The following is a 16,214-nucleotide window of genomic DNA, read 5'->3' as shown; positions in this document are numbered from 1 at the left end:
TGTCCGGGGAGCCGTTCTCGCCCGCAACGGAGGAGAAACGGATCAGCATCTCGGTCTCAACACCGGGCTGCAGGAACGCGGCCTTGGTGTACTTCGAGACGTCCTGGGTGGTCTTGAAGCTGCCGAAGGCGCCGCCGCCCTTGGCGTGCACCACGCGCTCCGGAACCCGCTCGCGGTTGAACTGGGCCAGCTTCTCGACCAGGTAGTGGTCGGTCAGGATGATGGCACCGTCGGCGCCGACAGCCTTGGAGTGGGCATCGGACGTGACGGGGGCACCGGACTGTGTCGTGGACACGGCAGGCGCAGAGATGTTCGAAGTCATCTTTCTCCTATTTTTTCTTGATTATTTGTCAGTTGCGTTCAGAAGGAAGTTTTTGGGCCCGCTGGCAGTCCCCGCAGATGCCCCGTTTCCGCTCCGACCCATTCCACGGTGCCATCGCTGAAGAACTGCTCCTTCCAGATCGGCACGCGTTCCTTGATGCGGTCCACGAGTTCGGAGCAGACTGCGAAGGCCTGGCCCCGGTGCGCCGACGACACCGCGCACACGAGAGCGGGGTCGCCGATATCCAGCATCCCGATGCGGTGGGCGGCCCAGATCCGGACGCGCTGAGAAGCCTCGCCGGCATGTTCGTCGACGAGCTCCGCGACGACGTCGGACATAACACGATGGGCCGTGGGATGGGCGCTGTAGCTCAGCCGGTCCACGGCCTTTCCGCCGTCGTGGTTGCGGACCACGCCGCTGAAGCTGACAACGGCTCCGGCTTCATCGCCTTCAACGGCGGCGATTGCCTGGTCCAAGGAAATGGGCTCGGCGCTCAGCACGGCGCGTACCACCTCGAAGTCGCTCATGGCCTGCCCCGCTTCTCTGCCGTGCGCAGGGCCGGAGCCAGACGTTCCTCGCCGGCGTAGACGTTGAAGCTGCCGCCCCTGCTGAATCCGACCAATGTCACGCCGGCATCCTTGGCCAGATCAACAGCGAGGCTCGACGGAGCACTCACCGCTGCAAGGAATGGGATGCCAGCGAGGGCAGCTTTCTGCACCAGCTCGAAGGATGCCCTTCCGGAGACCTGCAAGACGGTCCCGGACAGCGGCAGCCGGCCCTCGCGAAGGGCCCATCCCACCACCTTGTCGACGGCGTTGTGCCGCCCCACATCTTCCCGCAGGCAGAGCAGCTCGGCCGTGCCGCCGTCGTCGATCCTAAACAGACCTGCGGCGTGGACGCCGCCTGTCTTTTCAAAAACCGCTTGTGCCTTTCGCAGCTCGGATGGCAGGCCAGCAAGGACGTCGCTCGGCACCCGCAGCCTGTCCTGGCTGGAGTCGTAGCTCAGCGACTTGCGCACAGCCTCGATGGAGTCCGTTCCACAGATCCCGCAGGAACTGGACACGTAGACGTGCCGGCCGGTCTCGGGGAGCTGCACATCGGACCGCAACTGGGCCTCGACGACATTGAAGGTCTGCCGGCCTGCCTCGTCTTCACCCGCGCAGAAGCGAAGCGAGACCAGCTCCGTCTGATCCCGGATGAGGCCTTCTGAAACGAGGAAGCCCGCCACGAGGTCAAAATCGTCGCCCGGTGTTCGCATGGTCACGGCAAAGGACAGTTTTCCTATTCGGATTTCCAGTGGCTCTTCCACAGCCAGCACGTCTTCCCGGAACCGGATGGGGTGCTCCAGCGCAGCGTCAGAGCCATCCAGGAGAAAGCGATGAACCTTGCGTATTTGGGTCATCCGTCCCATGCAGGCCACCTCCCGTTGCCGTGAATGTCCCAGGGCAGAGGCAGCACACGGGCCTTGCTGCCGTGGCGAACTCCCTCGGGCGGGACCACCATGATCCCGTGCGCAGTGGAGAGGCCTCGCATCATTCCAGGTCCTGTCTGATTTACCGGAATCGCCCGCCCATCCGCCAAGTGGACCGGAATAAGCCGTGTCCTGCCCGGATGGGGGTCGATGCTGGCCCCGCACGGAACCTCGGCGATGCTGGACAGGCTCCTGTGGGCCAAGGCAGCAAACAGCGGGGCGCCGATAGTGAAAAGTGCCATCATCGCTGCCAGCGGGTTTCCCGGCAGTCCAATGGCGAACCGGCCGTCCGGAAGTACCGCCAGCGCGGCCGGGTGCCCGGGACGCATGGCGATGCCATCGATCAGCAGACGCCCGCCCAGCGCGCGGACGGCATCCCGGAAATGGTCAGCGTCGGACTGTCCCGTGCCGCCCGTGCTGATGACGACGTCGGATGGTTGACCGTCTGGGGATACCGCCCCTTTGAGGGCGCCCAACCATTCCTCGTAGGAATCGCCGATCCTGAGCTGTTCACTGCAGGTAGCGCCGAGGAGGCCGATGGTGGTGCCAAGTTGCGGTCCAAAGGTGTCCCGGACCTGTCCCGGTGCTGGAATCCCTGATGTCACGACCTCCGAACCGGTAAGAACGACTTTGACGCGCGGCGTGCCAAAGACTTCCAGTTCATCTCGCCCTGCCGTGGCGGCTAGGGCCACATGGGCTGAATTGAGGACAACTCCAGCAGGGATCAGGATCTCGCCGATGACTGCTTCGTCCCCGGCCTGGCGGATATTTTGGCCCCGGAACGGTTCCCCGGGCTTGGCCCCCGTACCGAGGGTCAGGAGGTGCATACCCTCCGCTGACGTGATGGGCCGCCCATTCTCGCTGCGAAGCACTGCGGTGGCTCCGGGTGGAATGAGGCCCCCCCGTAACGATTGGGCTGGCCTGATGAGGCGCGAGTTGTTGACCCTGCTCCACCAGGGCCCATGGGCCGGCGCCATGGACGGCCCAGCCGTCCATGGCTGAGGAAGCATAGTGAGGGAGGTCCTGGATTGCGATCACGTCAGCGGCGAGAGTCCGGCCGATCGCTTCGGCCAGGGAAGCCGGTCCCGGAGGAATGGGTGCGGCACAGTCGAAGGCCGCCTGGCGGGCTTCAGCCCAGGTAAGTGACTGTCCGGTGTCAGAGTGCTTTCGCATGGTATTGCCGGTGGGAGACCTGGTAGCCAATGCGTTGCTCCCTTGATTTGATAGTGCGGCTGATTTGATAGTGCGGCTGGACGGCCCTCGAAAGGCCTGGGTGGGTCCTTGGGCCATGGCGCGGGAGCGGACTAGCCAGAGTCCGCTCCCGCGCTTAGGGGCGAATGGGTAAGCCTCTGAAGGGCTGACCGTGGATGTCAGGCCTTGACGTAGCCGTTAGGGTCCAGCACGTACTTGGTGGCTGCGCCGGCGTCGAACTCGGCGTAGCCGCGGGGTGCGTCATCAAGTGAGATCGCCTGGGCATTAACAGCCTTGGCGATCTGGGCCTTGTCGTGCAGGATGGCCATCATCAGTTGTCGGTTGTACTTCATCACGGGGCATTGGCCTGTGGTGAATGACAGCGATTTCGCCCAACCCGTGCCCAGCGAGAGCGACAGCGATCCATGTTGGGCGGCCTCGTCGATTCCACCCGGATCGCCGGTCACATACAGGCCCGGGATGCCCAAGGCCCCACCTGCGGCGGTGATGTCCATGAGGGAGTTGAGCACGGTTGCAGGCGCCTCGTGCGACGCGTCCTTCCCGTGGCCGCGGGCTTCGAACCCGACGGCGTCCACACCGCAGTCAACTTCGGGCACGCCCAGTATCTGCTCGATCTGATCCTTCGGATCCCCGGCGGTAATATTCACCGCCTCGCAACCGAAGGAACGGGCCTGGGCGAGTCGGGACTCGTTCATGTCGCCCACAATGACGACGGCGGCGCCCAGCAGTTGCGCGCCGACGGCTGCGGCCAGACCGACCGGCCCCGCACCGGCAATGTAGACGGTGGAGCCAACTCCGACGCCTGCCGTGACTGCTCCATGGAAGCCTGTGGGGAAGATGTCCGAGAGCATGGTCAGGTCCATGATCTTTTCAAGTGCTTGGTCCCGGTCCGGGAACCGCAGCAGGTTCCAGTCCGCGTACGGCACCAGGACGTACTCTGCCTGGCCACCCACCCAGCCGCCCATGTCCACGTATCCGTAGGCGCTGCCTGGCCGATCGGGGTTGACGTTCAGGCAGATGCCAGTCTTGCCTTCCTTGCAGTTTCGGCAGCGACCGCAGGAGATGTTGAAGGGGACAGAGACGATGTCGCCGACCTTGATGAACTCCACATCAGGTCCGGCTTCGACTACCTCGCCGGTGATTTCGTGGCCCAGTACCAGGTCCCGTGGGGCAGTGGTCCGGCCACGTACCATGTGCTGGTCCGAGCCGCAGATGTTCGTGGTCACGGTCCGCAGGATCACCCCGTGCGGGACCTTCCGGCCTACATTGGCCGGATTGACCCCTGGACCGTCCTTCAATTCGAAGGTCGGGTAGTCAGTGTCGATGACCTCCACGACTCCGGGTTCCTTGTACGCAACTGCTCTGTTACCTGACATGGTCACTCCTACGGATATTGGGGTGGTTGATCTGATTGAGGAAATCGTGGATGGGCGAAGTTGTCGGAATCAGCTTGCAACGCCGCCATCGATCCGGCTGCTGGATGGATTCTCTTTGCCCGAAAGCGGTGTTCCGGGAGCTACCTCCCCAGGTTTCAGGCAACCGGAACACCATTCACGGGCAAAGAAATGTCAGCGGCCTACACGGAGTATGCGGCGGACGACCGGGAGACCGGGTACCGGCCTCCCGGCAAATATTTACAGCTGGGCGGATGCGCCGGCGGCCGCGACCGTGTGGTCGTTTTCGACGGTGCTTCCGCTGACGCCGATGGCTCCGATGACCTCGCCTGCGGAGGACTTGAGGGGAATGCCTCCGGGGAAGGTGATGAGGCCGCCGTTGGACACTTCAATGTTGAACAGCGGTCCTCCAGGCTGCGACAGTTCGCCGATTGATCCGGTGGCCATGTCGAAGTATCGGGCAGTGCGTGCCTTCTTGATGGAAATGTCAATGCTTCCAAGCCACGCACCGTCCATGCGGGTGAAGGCCTTGAGGTTGCCTCCGGCGTCCACGACCGCGATGTTCATGGCGGTTCCTGTTTCTCGGGCTGCATCGCGAGCGGCGGAAAGGATGGTGTCTGCTTGGGCCTGCGTGATATCGGACATGATGTTCCTTTTGATATGGGTTTCGTATCTGCGGTTTGGCTGCGGCCCGCCTTTGCGGGCGGCCTCAAGGGCACCGAAGGTGAGCGGTGTCCTCAGGGGCGGACGTGGCACGGTTGGCGCGGAGTCTTTCCGGCAGGAAGGCCAAGCGTGTGATGTGAAGAAGCGGTCTTCCAGCACAGCCGAACTGCTGATATTTCTAATATAAACTAAGAGATATATCAGAGGGAAGAGCAAACGTTGATTAGTGCGCAATCTGTTGTTTTTTACGCAACTAGTGGCGTCCCATGATGAGGCTGAGGGCCTCGGCTCGAACGGCCGGCAGCCGGAGTTCACCGCGCACCGCCGAAGTGATCGTCTTGGCTCCGGGCTTCCTTACGCCCCGCATGGACATGCACAAGTGTTCGCATTCGACAACGACTATGGCCCCGAGAGGCCGAAGAGCACTGACGAGTGCGTCGACCACCTGTGTTGTGAGCCGCTCCTGCACCTGCGGTCGACGGGCGAAGGAATCCACCAGTCTGGCCAGCTTGCTCAGCCCGGTAACAAGGCCATCCGCCGAGGGGATATACCCGACGTGCGCCACCCCGTGAAACGGCACGAGGTGGTGCTCGCACGTGGAGTAGAACGGAATGTCCTTGACGATAACCAGTTCCTCATGGCCGAGGTCGAAAGTCTTGTCCAGGATGGCCAGGGGATCCTCGTGGAGTCCTCCATACATTTCGGCAGCTGCCCGTGCCACCCGCCCCGGCGTCTCCGAAAGGCCGGGTCGGTCAGGGTCTTCCCCGATGGCAAGCAGGAATTCCCGAACGGCACGCTCCACGCGAGGCTGGTCAACTCCATGTATCGAGTTCCTGATCGCCAGCTCTTCACTCATTGCGACCCGCTGCGGCAGCTTCAAGGCGAACAATGACGGACTTGGACGTCGGGGTGCCGCTGGTGTCAGCCACAGAGTCCAGGGGCACCAGGACGTTGGTCTCCGGATAGTAGGCGGCTGCACAGCCCCTTGGCGTGGAGTAGGAAACGATGCGGAAGTTCTCCGCACGGCGTTCGGTGCCACGGAATTCAGAGATCAAGTGGACCATGTCGCCGTCATTGAAACCCAGCTCTTCCACGTCGGCTTCATTGACCATGACCACCCTGCGGCCCCCGTAGATGCCGCGGTAGCGGTCATCTTTTCCGTAGATGGTGGTGTTGTACTGGTCGTGCGATCGAAGTGTCTGCAGGATCAGGCGGCCGGCAGGCACGCGCAGGAATTCCAAAGCGTTGGCTGTGAAGTGTGCCTTGCCGGACGGTGTGTCGAACTCCCGGGCGTCCCGGGGTGGGTGGGGGAGTACAAAGCCCCCGGGGTTTTGAATCCGATCCTCGAAGTTCTGGAAGCCTTCAACCACACCCTCGATGTGCTTCCTGATTAACGAGTAGTCGTCCCGGAGGGACAGCCATTGAGCCTTTGGTGTATTGATTAGTGGCACACCGTCTGCATCCGTGAACAGTCTCTGGGCCAAGTTGCAGACAATGGCAACCTCCGACATCAGGTGCTCGCTGGCGGGCTTCAGACGGCCGCGGGACGCGTGGACCGCGCTCATGGAATCCTCGACGGTGACTCTCTGGTCGCCGCCGCGCTGGGTGTCCCGCTCGGTGCGTCCAAGGGTCGGCAGGATGAGTGCACGCCGCCCCACTGCCAAGTGGGAATGGTTTAGCTTTGTCGAAATCTGCACGGTGAGTCGCGTCCTGGCCAGCGCCTGCTCGGTGATCTCGGAATCCGGGGCCGCACGGACGAAGTTTCCGCCCATCCCGACAAACACGCGGACTTTGCCCTCCCGCATCGCTTGGATTGCTGCGACCGTGTCAAAACCGTGTGCCCGGGGCGACCGGAACTGGAATTCCCTGTCCAGACCGTCGTGGAATTTCGCGGGCATTTTCTCGAAGATGCCCATGGTCCGGTCTCCCTGGACGTTGGAGTGTCCGCGGACCGGGCAGACGCCGGCTCCTGGCTTGCCGATGTTGCCTTGCAGCAGCAGGACATTTACGACGTCGCGGATCGTGGGGACTGAATGCTTGTGCTGCGTCAGGCCCATGGCCCAGCAGACGATGGTCGAGTTTGAACCCAGCAGGCGCTCTCCGGTAGCGGTGATCTGTTCCATGCTGAGCCCGGTAGCTTCAACGATTTCATCCCATCCGACCTGGTCCAGCTGGTGCAGGAAAGCCTCGACGCCGACCGTGTGGTTTTTGATGAAGTCGTGGTCGAACACCGTCGCCAGGCCCGCGGTGTTCCTGCCGGCACGTTCCGCCTCCAGGAGATATTTCCCCAGGCCCTGGAACAGCGCCTGGTCGCCTCCTGCCCTGATTTGCAGGAAGTCATCCGTAAGGTCAGAGCCAACCAGCATGCCGGATACGGTCTGCGGATTCTCAAATCTCAGCAGCCCCGCTTCGGGAAGCGGATTAACGGACACGATAGACGCGCCGTTCTTCTTGGCTTTCTCCAGCGCGCTGAGCATCCGCGGGTGGTTCGTGCCCGGATTCTGGCCGGCCACGAAAATCAGAGACGCTGTTTCCAGGTCCTTGAGGCTGACCGAGCCCTTGCCGATGCCGATGGTTTCAACAAGGGCCGATCCCGACGACTCGTGGCACATGTTTGAGCAGTCCGGCAAATTGTTTGTGCCGACGCCGCGTACGAGCAGCTGGTAGACGAACGCGGCCTCGTTGGAGGTTCGTCCGGATGTGTAGAAAACCGCCTGGTCGGGGTGATCCATCGCCTTGAGTTCCTGGGCGATCACCTCGAAGGCTTCATCCCATCCGATCGGCCGGTAGTGCGTTGCCCCCTCGTCCAGAATCATGGGGTGCGTCAGGCGCCCCTGCTGCCCCAGCCAGTAGTCGTCCCTTGTGCTGAGCTCGGCAACGGAATGCGCGGCGAAAAATTCCGGCGTTACCCGGCGCCGTGTTGCTTCCTCCGCTACGGCCTTTGCGCCGTTTTCGCAGAATTCCGCTGCATGGCGTTTGTCGTGTTCGGGCCAGGCGCAACCCATGCAGTCGAATCCGTCGACCTGGTTAATTGCCAACAGGGTCTGGACGCTGCGCAGCGGGCCCATCTGCTCGAGGGAGATCTTCAGCGCATTGGTGACCGCGGGGATGCCGACAGCTTTGGTCTTGGGCTTGGAGACGGTCAGTTTCGACTCGTCGATGTTCTCACGAGGGGCTTTGGAAGCCATGGTGGTCCCTTCCGGTTTGGGCCAGGTGCAGGGGGTAGGCTTTGCCGTCCCCAGGACGAGCGGATATTTCAGAGGTGGCCAGGCCGTCCAGCATGTTCGGCAGCCGCCCCAGTTCATTGAAGGTGTAGACATGGAAGCCGGCGAACAGCGGATCACCAGCCAAGCGGCACTGGATGTCTCGAACAAGCCGATTGCTGTCGAAATCCCTCCGACTCCAGAGGACCCGGGCAAGGCCTGTCCCGCGGGCGAGCTTGAGGGACCGTCCCACTCCGAGGCGGGCGCCCATGGACAGGAGCTTTTTCGTGCTGATGAAGCCGGGGACCCCGACCCACACCGGAAGCTGGATGCCGAGACCACGAAGGTTCTCTACATACCGGGCGATGGACTCGGCGGAAAAGCACATTTGGGTGACCAGGGAGGTAGCCAGGGCCGACTTCGATTCCAGACCGCTCCGCAGCTGATGGGGCGTCAGGGCAGGGTGGCCCTCCGGGTAGCCTGCGATTCCCATTGAAAACCCGGAGGAAAAGGCTTTGACATCTTCCATCAGCGGACCGCTCCAGGAATATGGTCCGGCCGGTCCGCGCCGGTCTCCTGCAACCAGGAAAAGCTCCGTGACTCCGGCCTCGCCCAACTGCTCCAGGAAACCATGCAGTTCAGCACGGCTGGCTATGCTTCGGGCCGCCAGGTGGGGAACAACGTTGTACCCCAGGCCTGCGAGTTCGACCGCCGTCGCGACCGTCCTCGAAGGGCCATGGTGGGGCAGGCAGGTGATGCTGACTGCTCCCGGCGGGGCGTAGACAAGGGGGAGCTGGGCGGCAAGGTCTCGAGATGGAACGACCTCCAGCCGCACCTTCGCAACAGGTTCCGTGCTCATTACTCCCTCTCCAGGTCAACACTTCCTCATCCGGCCAGGCGGTCCGCCCGCGTCTCTCGTAATCGGAGAAGGAAGAGCGGGGAGTGCTTGACATTCTTGTTGTGGAGTATTGATATATCAGTTTTAGGAATATTATGTTCACGGGGCCATGGGAGTCAAGGCTCTGTCAAGGGGCGGAAGAGGGAGCGGGCGTGAGAAGCATCAGTGATTTATCGGTGGGTATAGAGGAGGGGGACCTTCCGGCGCGACAGGACAATGAGTCCTACGCCGACTACGCCTACCGAGTCCTGTGCGATGAGCTGATCGTCTTGGACATCAAGCCGGGCGCACCTTTGAATGATGAGCAGATTTCGCGCCGCCTCGGTGTTGGCAGGACGCCGATCAGGGAAGCCATGAAGCGGTTGGAAAGCGACCATCTGGTGGTGGCCTATCCTCGGCGGGGTACCTTTGCCGCCGGAGTGGACATCACTGACTTGGCGGAGATCTCCGAAATCCGCCAGCTTCTCGAGCCGGCCGCGGCGGCACGAGCGGCGAGGATGGCATCTGCTCGAACACGTCAGGAGCTAAAGCAGTTCGCCCAGGAAATCGAACGGCTCCTGGGCGGCCGGCAGTCCCAGCGAAACCTCATGCGGTTGGACATGCGGGTGCACCGGAGCATCTACCGGGCCACCGGAAGCCGGCACTTGGAAGACGTGCTGGTCCGCTATGACAATCTGGCCACGCGGATCTGGAGCCTCGTGCTCGAAAAGCTTCCCCCCGTTTCCGAGCACATTGCCCAGCACGTGGAACTGCTCGAGCGCATTGCAGACGGGGACGCCGACGCGGCGGCCCAGCTGACGACCAGGCACGTCACGGATTTCGAAAATCTCATCCGAGGCGTCCTCTGAGGCCTATAGCTGGTCCGCCGGCCCGCGCCGCCGTCGCGTCTGCTGATTACCTCAGCGATCCGGTCACCAGGGCATGGGACTGTTCACGTGCTGCGATGGTCGTGTGCAGCAACAGCAGTGAAGTGGTAACCGAACCTACTCCACCGGGCACCGGTGACAGCGCGGCCGCAACGGCGTTGACGCTGGTCTCATCCGCGTCCCCAGTGAGGGAGCCGTCCGGCAAGACATTCGTCCCGACATCAATGACCACCGAACGGTTGGAGACGTGGTCGCCGGTAAGGAGACCGGGACGTCCGGCTGCGACCACCACGACGTCGGCGGCCTTGGTGTAATTCTCCAGAGGGCCGGAACGGGAGTGGCATACAGTCACGGTGGCATCCCTTTGCAGCAGAAGCAGGGCCAAGGGCTTGCCGACGACGGCTGAACGCCCCACGACAACCACGCTGCGGCCGGCCACTGGAATCTCGAAATGATCGATCATCTCGATTACGGCACGGGCGGTGGCCGGAGCGAACGCCGGGCGCCCCACAGCGAGGAGTCCCAGGCTAAGCGGATTGGCGCCGTCGATATCTTTCTCGGGGGCGATGTGCCCCACAAGTTCATCAACCCGGACACCGGGCGGCAGGGGCGTCTGGAGAATGATTCCATTCACCGAGGGTTCCGCGCTGAGGTCGCTGAGCACCGTAATGAGAACCTGCTCAGTGGCATCAGGACCGAGGTCGACAATCCTGCAGGCGATACCTGCGGATTCGGCGGCACGTTCAATGGACCTGACGTACCAGTGAGTGGATCCGTCGTCGGTGGCGACCACCACGGCGAGAGTCGGACGCTGGCCCGCTTCCCCAAGATCCTTGGCGTCAGCCCTGGCTTTCTCCTGGATCAGCTTGGCCAGGGCCTTGCCCGGGAGGGGAGTGGCGTTCATCGAAGGATCCTTTCGCGTACGCGTTGTACGAGGGAGTCGGCGGCCAAAATAATCTTGTCTTCAATACCGTTGGTTTGTTCAGCCAGGGCGGCACGCGCCCCGCTGTCCTTGATGGCAACCACGTTGATGTCGATGTTGACTCGGGCAGTCGTGGCTGAGGCGCGCGCTGCATCTGCTGCCGCTGCGACGTCGCTGATCACGTTTGGATTGGCGATGTCAAAGATCTCCGAGGCAAGTTGGACCACTGAGCCTGCCAGACCGATGAGCAACGCCGGGGGCTCGGCTGCCTGTATGAGTGAGTCGCGGATGGCCGTGGCGCGTGCCTCCCGCTCGGCGTCACTGCTGGCTGAAAGCTTGTAGGCGTCAATCACGCCCTGGAAGGCATGTTCGTCTGCATCTGCCAGCCGCAGGGCCTCGACGATGAGGTTGTCGGCCTCTGAGATGATTCTCGAAACTGTGCCGGCGTGCTCCTCGTACTTGCTGCCCGTGGTGTATCTGGCCACCATGGCAACGAGCGCGGCCCCCTGGGCTGCATGGAGAGCCGCGGCGGCGCCGCCTCCGGGAGTGGGCTGGCGTGAGGCAAGTCTGCCAAGGTAGTTTGTGATGGTTTCTGAGCTGATCATGCGTCCATTCCTAGGCTCGTGGATGCTTGTGGATAGCAGGCCCGGCGAGCGCGCGGCACGGACTCTGGTTGCGAGGATGAGTCCGTGCCGCGCGCTCACTTTGAGGGCCCCTGCGGGTACTAGCCGCGGAGGCGGGTCATTTGGGGGTCGTAGAGCGGATCTGCGGTGACGGTTGCGCTGATTCGCCTGCCGAAGTATTCGATCTCGACGGCATCCCCGACGGATACGACTGCAGGCAGGTAAGCGTAGGCAATCGGCTTGTGGACCGTGTAGCCATAGGCCGCACTGGTTACATAGCCGACAGCGGAGTCCTTATAGAAGACGGGCTCCTTGCCAAGGACGATCGACCGGCCGTCGTCGATCGTCAGGCAGCGGAGCCTGCGGGAAGAACCCTCTTCCGTACGGCCCTCCAAGGCATCCTTCCCAACGAAGCTTTCCTTTGTCATTTTGACGGCGAAACCGAGACCCGCTTCGTACGGGTCATGCTCGGTGGTCATGTCGGTTCCCCACGAACGGTAGCCCTTTTCCAGCCGGAGTGAGCTGAAAGCTGCCCGGCCGGCGGCGATAACGCCGAAGGCCTGGCCTGCCTTCCATAGGACGTCCCACAGCCGCTGGCCGTTGTCCGCGCTCGTGTACAACTCCCAGCCGAGTTCGCCGACGTAGGAGAGTCGCATGGCGGTCACCGGCACTCCGCCGATGACGGCGTTCTTGGAGCGGAAATAGCGGAGTCCCTCATTGCTGAAGTCGTCATCGCTGATGCTGCTGACAAGGTCACGGGCCAGCGGGCCCCACAGGCCGATGCAGCAGGTGCCGCCGGTGGTGTCACGTACCTGGACCCAGTCGGTGGCGGATCCGCCTTCCGTCTGGTGGCGGGCGGCCCTGGTGAAGTAGGCGAGGTCGATGTTTCCGTTGGCTCCGAGCTGGAAGGTCTGTTCGTCCAGGCGGGCGACCGTGATGTCGCTTCGCACTCCGCCGGCGTGGTCCAGCACGAGCGTGTAGGTGACGGCTCCGGGTTTCTTGCTCAAGTCGGCGGTAGTCAGTTCCTGAAGCAGCTTCTGGGCGCCCGGGCCCGACACTTCGAGCCGCTTCAGTGGCGTCATGTCGTACATCGCGACGGCTGTGCGGGTCTTCCAGGCTTCGGCGGCGGCAATGGGGGAGCTGAACATCTGGGCCCAGGCGTCGCGAGCCGGCGGCAGCCAATCCGTGGGCATTTCCTTCAGGAGTCCTGCGTTGGCTTCGAACCAGTAGGGGCGCTCCCAGCCGCCGGATTCCAGGAAGAACGCTCCGAGTTCCTTGTGCCGGGCATGGAAGGGACTCACTCGAAGGTTGCGGGGTGACAGCCGCGGCTGCAGCGGGTGGAGAACGTCGTAGATCTCCACAAAGTTCTGCTGGGAGGTTTCGCTGACGTAGGACGGGGTGAGCTGGACCTCTTCGAACCGGGTGATGTCGCATTCCCCGAGGTCGGTCTCAGACTTGCCGGTGGTGAGCAGTTCCGCCATTGCCTTGGCCACTCCGGCCGAGTGGGTCACCCATACAGCCTCTGCCACAAAGAAGCCGTCAAGCTCCTTGGACTCGCCAACCAGCGGGCCCCCGTCGGGCGTGAACGAAAAGATGCCGTTGAAGCCGTCTTCGATCTCACTGTCAGCGAGTCCCGGAAGCAGTTGCTTCGATGCCTCCCACGCCGGGAGGAAATCCTCCACGGTAAAGTCCAGCCGGGACGGCATGTTGTGTTCATTGACAGCATCCGGAGCAAAGGTTCCCAGATCGTCGACGTTGACGGGCATGGGCCGGTGGGCGTAGGAGCCGATGCCGTAGCGCTCCCCGTGCTCGCGGTAATAGAGGTCCTGGTCCTGGTAACGCAGGATGGGAAGCTTGGCGCCGTTGGGCAGTTCATTGCGGCCCTTCAGATCGGGCACAGCAGTGGTCTTCACGTATTGGTGTGCCAGCGGAAGCAGCGGAACCGACATGCCGATCATGGCGCCGATCTTTGCACCCCAGAAACCGGCACAGGAGACCACGATGTCGGCCGGAATGACGCCTTCCGGCGTCTGGACTCCAACGACCCGCCCGCCTGACTGCTCGATGCCGGTGACTGTAGTGTTGCCGCGGTACTCCACACCGGACTGCTCCGTGCGCTTAATAAGCAGCTGCACGGCCCGCGCCGCGCTGGCGAGTCCATCGCTGGGCACGTAAAGGCCGCCCAGGATCCCGTCCTCGTTCAACAGGGGGTAGAGCTCCTTGCACTCTGCGGGGGAGAGAAGCTTTCCTTCGATGCCCCAGGATGAAGCGTAGCCAAGCTTCCGCTTCAGGTCGGCCAGCCGCGTTTCAGTCGTGGCCACCTCCAGCCCACCCACCTGGTTGAAGCAATTTTCGCCGTCCTCGGTCAGCGAAAGCAGCTTTTCGACGGTGTACTTTGCCAGGGATGCCATGGTCTTTGACGGATTCGTCTGGAAGACGAGGCCTGGGGCGTGGGAGGTGGATCCTCCCGGCATGTTGAGCGGGCCCTGGTCCAGGACCGTGATGTTATTCCAGCCCCGGGTGACCAGTTCGTCGGCCAGGTTCGTGCCGACGATCCCGGCCCCGATGATGACGATGCGTGGCGTCGATGCCATTATGTTTCTCCTGCTGCTCTCTTGAATGTGGCTGCTGATGTCGTATGGCTTGGCGTCTTAGCGGAAGACGACTGTGCTGGTCTCGTCCAGTAGCACGCGGTGCTGGCAGTGCCACCGGACGGCGCGGGCCAACGCCAGGGCTTCCGCATCCTGGCCCACAGTCGAGAGGGCGGTCGGTCCGTAGCTGTGGTCAACTCGGATGACTTCCTGCTCAATGATGGGCCCCTCGTCCAAGTCTGCTGTGACGTAGTGAGCCGTGGCGCCGACGAGCTTGACGCCCCGGTCGTACGCCTGGTGGTAGGGACGGGCGCCCTTGAACCCGGGCAGGAACGAATGGTGGATGTTGATGGCCCTGCCCTCCAGGGCCCGGCTCAGGTCGTCGGAAAGAACCTGCATGTAGCGGGCGAGGACGACCAGATCAATGTTGTGTTCCTCGACCAGGTCCAGGAGCATTTTCTCGGCGTCTGCTTTGGTCTCCGGAGTCACCGGGATGTGAACGAAGGGAAGTCCGGCAGCCTCCGCCATAGCCCGGTGCGTTTCGTGGTTCGAGACCACCAGCACGAGGTCGCCGCCAAGGCTGCCGCCGCGCCACCGGAAGATCAAGTCGTTCAGGCAGTGGCCGAACTTGGAAACCATGACCAGGATGCGCTGCTTGGTCTCATCGTAAAAGTTGAACTTCATCTCGAAGCGGTCTGCGATGGAGCGGAACTCTTCCTCGAGCCGTTCCGGCGAATATTCAGCCGGCCCCGAGAACGCGGTTCGCAGGTGCAGGGTGCGCCGGAGCCCGTCGTCGAATTGCTGGTGCTCTTCAATGTTGAAGCCGCGTTCAAAGAGGAAAGTTGTCACGGCCTGGACAATGCCTGCTCGCTCGACGCACGACAATGTGAGAACGAACTTGCGGGCTGGAGGTTCTGCAGAGGCCTCGGCCTGCGGAACTGGGCTTGAAATCGGGCTGGCATCCACCACGGTCATGTCTCCTCCTAAAGATATATGTTTGCTGGAAAGACTGATATATTAGTTCGAAGGATAGCGTATACTCATTGCAGGACGAGGGTCAATAGCCGATCGACGGAAAAGGCCCGTTTGACGAAAGGTCAGTATCGTGGCATTCGAAGCTTTAGCGGTGGCCGAAGCAGCCGCGCCCAGGTCCTTGGCAGACCGTGCGTATGAGCAGATCCGCGACAGGCTGCTGACGCTGGACATCCGCCCTGGCGACTTGCTGCACGAGGATGTGCTGGCGAAAGACCTCGGCGTCGGCCGCACTCCCGTCCGCGAGGCCCTGAAGCGTCTCGAACTGGATTACCTCGTCGTCACCTACCCCCGGCGCGGGACCTTTGCCACGCGCGTGGAGGTCACGGACCTGGCGTTCATTTCAGAGATCCGCGCCCGGCTTGAACCCCTTGCAGCCTCACGGGCAGCGAGAGTCGCAAGCCTGGATGATAGGAACCAGCTGCGGCTGGTAAAGAGCGCGCTGGAGTCGTTCGACCTCCAAGACGCCTCGGTGGTGGAAACGCTTCGCATGGATGCAAGGGTCCATCGGGGCATCTACGCCGCAGCCGCAAACCCACATCTTGAGGACGTGCTGATCAGGTACGACAATCTGGCCACTCGCATCTGGTGCCTGGTTCTGGACAGGCTGCCGGATCTTTCCCGCCACGTCCACGAGCATCTTGATCTGCTCGCGGCCGTGATCGACGGCGATGAGGCGAAGGCGGCAGAGCTGGCCCGGGTGCATGTTGACGGCTTCGAGACGGCGGTCCGCTCGGCCTTGTTTGGCTCTTAGCATCGGCGCCCGGGGTCCCGCCGGCCCGCCCAGTCCACGCACGACCCCGGCGGGGCAACGGCAGCCACGGGATGAAAAGTCATTGACACCCGATCAGTCTCCATAGCATACTTGGCAACCAGAACTAATATATCAGACGGATATTAGACAAGCTAAGGATGAATCCATGGTCGATGTTCTTACCCATTCCCTTGCAGAGGCAGATCCCGAGGTCCATGCCGCAGTTGAAAGGGAGCTCGTGCGCCAGCAGTCCACCCTCGAAA

14 protein-coding genes and 1 pseudogene are annotated in these 16,214 nt (G+C 62.6%); 2 read left to right on the top strand and 13 right to left on the bottom strand.

All coding sequences use genetic code 11. The features are described from left to right. The 9 genes and pseudogenes from J7E80_RS19915 to J7E80_RS19875 all read right to left on the bottom strand — a co-directional run. The coding region (locus J7E80_RS19915) for a catalase (protein ID WP_215053959.1) at positions 1–322 on the bottom strand (322 nt) is incomplete at its 3' end. A 38-nt stretch (positions 323–360) separates the two neighbouring features. Further along, positions 361–849 (bottom strand): molybdenum cofactor biosynthesis protein MoaE, encoded by a 489-nt coding sequence (locus J7E80_RS19910; protein ID WP_215053958.1) that lies wholly within the window; start codon positions 847–849, stop codon positions 361–363. After that, positions 846–1,733 (bottom strand): formate dehydrogenase accessory sulfurtransferase FdhD, encoded by an 888-nt coding sequence (gene fdhD / locus J7E80_RS19905; RefSeq protein WP_215053957.1) that lies wholly within the window; start codon positions 1,731–1,733, stop codon positions 846–848. The genes J7E80_RS19910 and fdhD overlap by 4 nt, the downstream gene beginning before the upstream one ends. Beyond that, positions 1,721–2,966: pseudogene (locus tag J7E80_RS19900) on the bottom strand (molybdopterin molybdotransferase MoeA). The gene fdhD and the pseudogene J7E80_RS19900 overlap by 13 nt, the downstream one beginning before the upstream one ends. Before the next feature lie 197 nt (positions 2,967–3,163). Further along, complete coding sequence (fdhA, locus tag J7E80_RS19895; protein ID WP_215053956.1) at positions 3,164–4,381, bottom strand: formaldehyde dehydrogenase, glutathione-independent; 1,218 nt, start codon at positions 4,379–4,381, stop codon at positions 3,164–3,166. A 258-nt stretch (positions 4,382–4,639) separates the two neighbouring features. Next, positions 4,640–5,044, bottom strand: coding sequence for a heme-binding protein (locus J7E80_RS19890; RefSeq protein WP_215053955.1), 405 nt, complete (start codon positions 5,042–5,044; stop codon positions 4,640–4,642). Positions 5,045–5,315: 271 nt separating this feature from the next. Continuing rightward, positions 5,316–5,918, bottom strand: a complete 603-nt coding sequence (gene folE / locus J7E80_RS19885) for a GTP cyclohydrolase I FolE (RefSeq protein WP_215053954.1) — start codon at positions 5,916–5,918, stop codon at positions 5,316–5,318. Then, positions 5,911–8,250: an FdhF/YdeP family oxidoreductase gene (locus J7E80_RS19880; RefSeq protein WP_215053953.1), complete on the bottom strand. Its 2,340-nt coding sequence runs from the start codon at positions 8,248–8,250 to the stop codon at positions 5,911–5,913. The genes folE and J7E80_RS19880 overlap by 8 nt, the downstream gene beginning before the upstream one ends. Further along, on the bottom strand, positions 8,228–9,124 hold the full coding sequence (locus J7E80_RS19875; protein WP_215053952.1) for a methylenetetrahydrofolate reductase: 897 nt from the start codon (positions 9,122–9,124) through the stop codon (positions 8,228–8,230). The genes J7E80_RS19880 and J7E80_RS19875 overlap by 23 nt, the downstream gene beginning before the upstream one ends. Before the next feature lie 200 nt (positions 9,125–9,324). On the opposite strand from J7E80_RS19875, the gene J7E80_RS19870 reads away from it, so the two are divergent. Continuing rightward, positions 9,325–10,011, top strand: a complete 687-nt coding sequence (locus J7E80_RS19870; RefSeq protein ID WP_311380896.1) for a GntR family transcriptional regulator — start codon at positions 9,325–9,327, stop codon at positions 10,009–10,011. A gap of 46 nt (positions 10,012–10,057) precedes the next feature. On the opposite strand, the gene J7E80_RS19865 is transcribed toward J7E80_RS19870, so the two are convergent. The 4 genes from J7E80_RS19865 to purU form a co-directional block, all read right to left on the bottom strand. Continuing rightward, the gene (locus J7E80_RS19865; RefSeq protein ID WP_215053950.1) at positions 10,058–10,933 is read right to left on the bottom strand and encodes a bifunctional 5,10-methylenetetrahydrofolate dehydrogenase/5,10-methenyltetrahydrofolate cyclohydrolase; all 876 of its coding nucleotides are present in this window, start codon (positions 10,931–10,933) and stop codon (positions 10,058–10,060) included. Beyond that, positions 10,930–11,556, bottom strand: coding sequence for a cyclodeaminase/cyclohydrolase family protein (locus J7E80_RS19860; protein WP_215053949.1), 627 nt, complete (start codon positions 11,554–11,556; stop codon positions 10,930–10,932). The genes J7E80_RS19865 and J7E80_RS19860 overlap by 4 nt, the downstream gene beginning before the upstream one ends. Before the next feature lie 119 nt (positions 11,557–11,675). Next, complete coding sequence (locus J7E80_RS19855) at positions 11,676–14,168, bottom strand: FAD-dependent oxidoreductase (protein ID WP_215053948.1); 2,493 nt, start codon at positions 14,166–14,168, stop codon at positions 11,676–11,678. 57 nt (positions 14,169–14,225) lie between these two features. Further along, positions 14,226–15,140 (bottom strand): formyltetrahydrofolate deformylase, encoded by a 915-nt coding sequence (purU, locus tag J7E80_RS19850; protein WP_215053947.1) that lies wholly within the window; start codon positions 15,138–15,140, stop codon positions 14,226–14,228. A 130-nt stretch (positions 15,141–15,270) separates the two neighbouring features. Here purU and J7E80_RS19845 point away from each other — a divergent pair, with 130 nt between their 5' ends. Further along, on the top strand, positions 15,271–15,951 hold the full coding sequence (locus J7E80_RS19845; protein WP_215053946.1) for a GntR family transcriptional regulator: 681 nt from the start codon (positions 15,271–15,273) through the stop codon (positions 15,949–15,951). Positions 15,952–16,214 lie beyond the last annotated feature (263 nt).

Origin of the sequence: Arthrobacter sp. ISL-28 (assembly GCF_018613875.1) — a bacterium.
Taxonomy (GTDB): Bacteria; Actinomycetota; Actinomycetes; order Actinomycetales; family Micrococcaceae; genus Arthrobacter.
The sequence above is the reverse complement of the archived record's forward strand: the minus strand, read 5'-3'. Positions and strand labels throughout refer to the sequence as shown.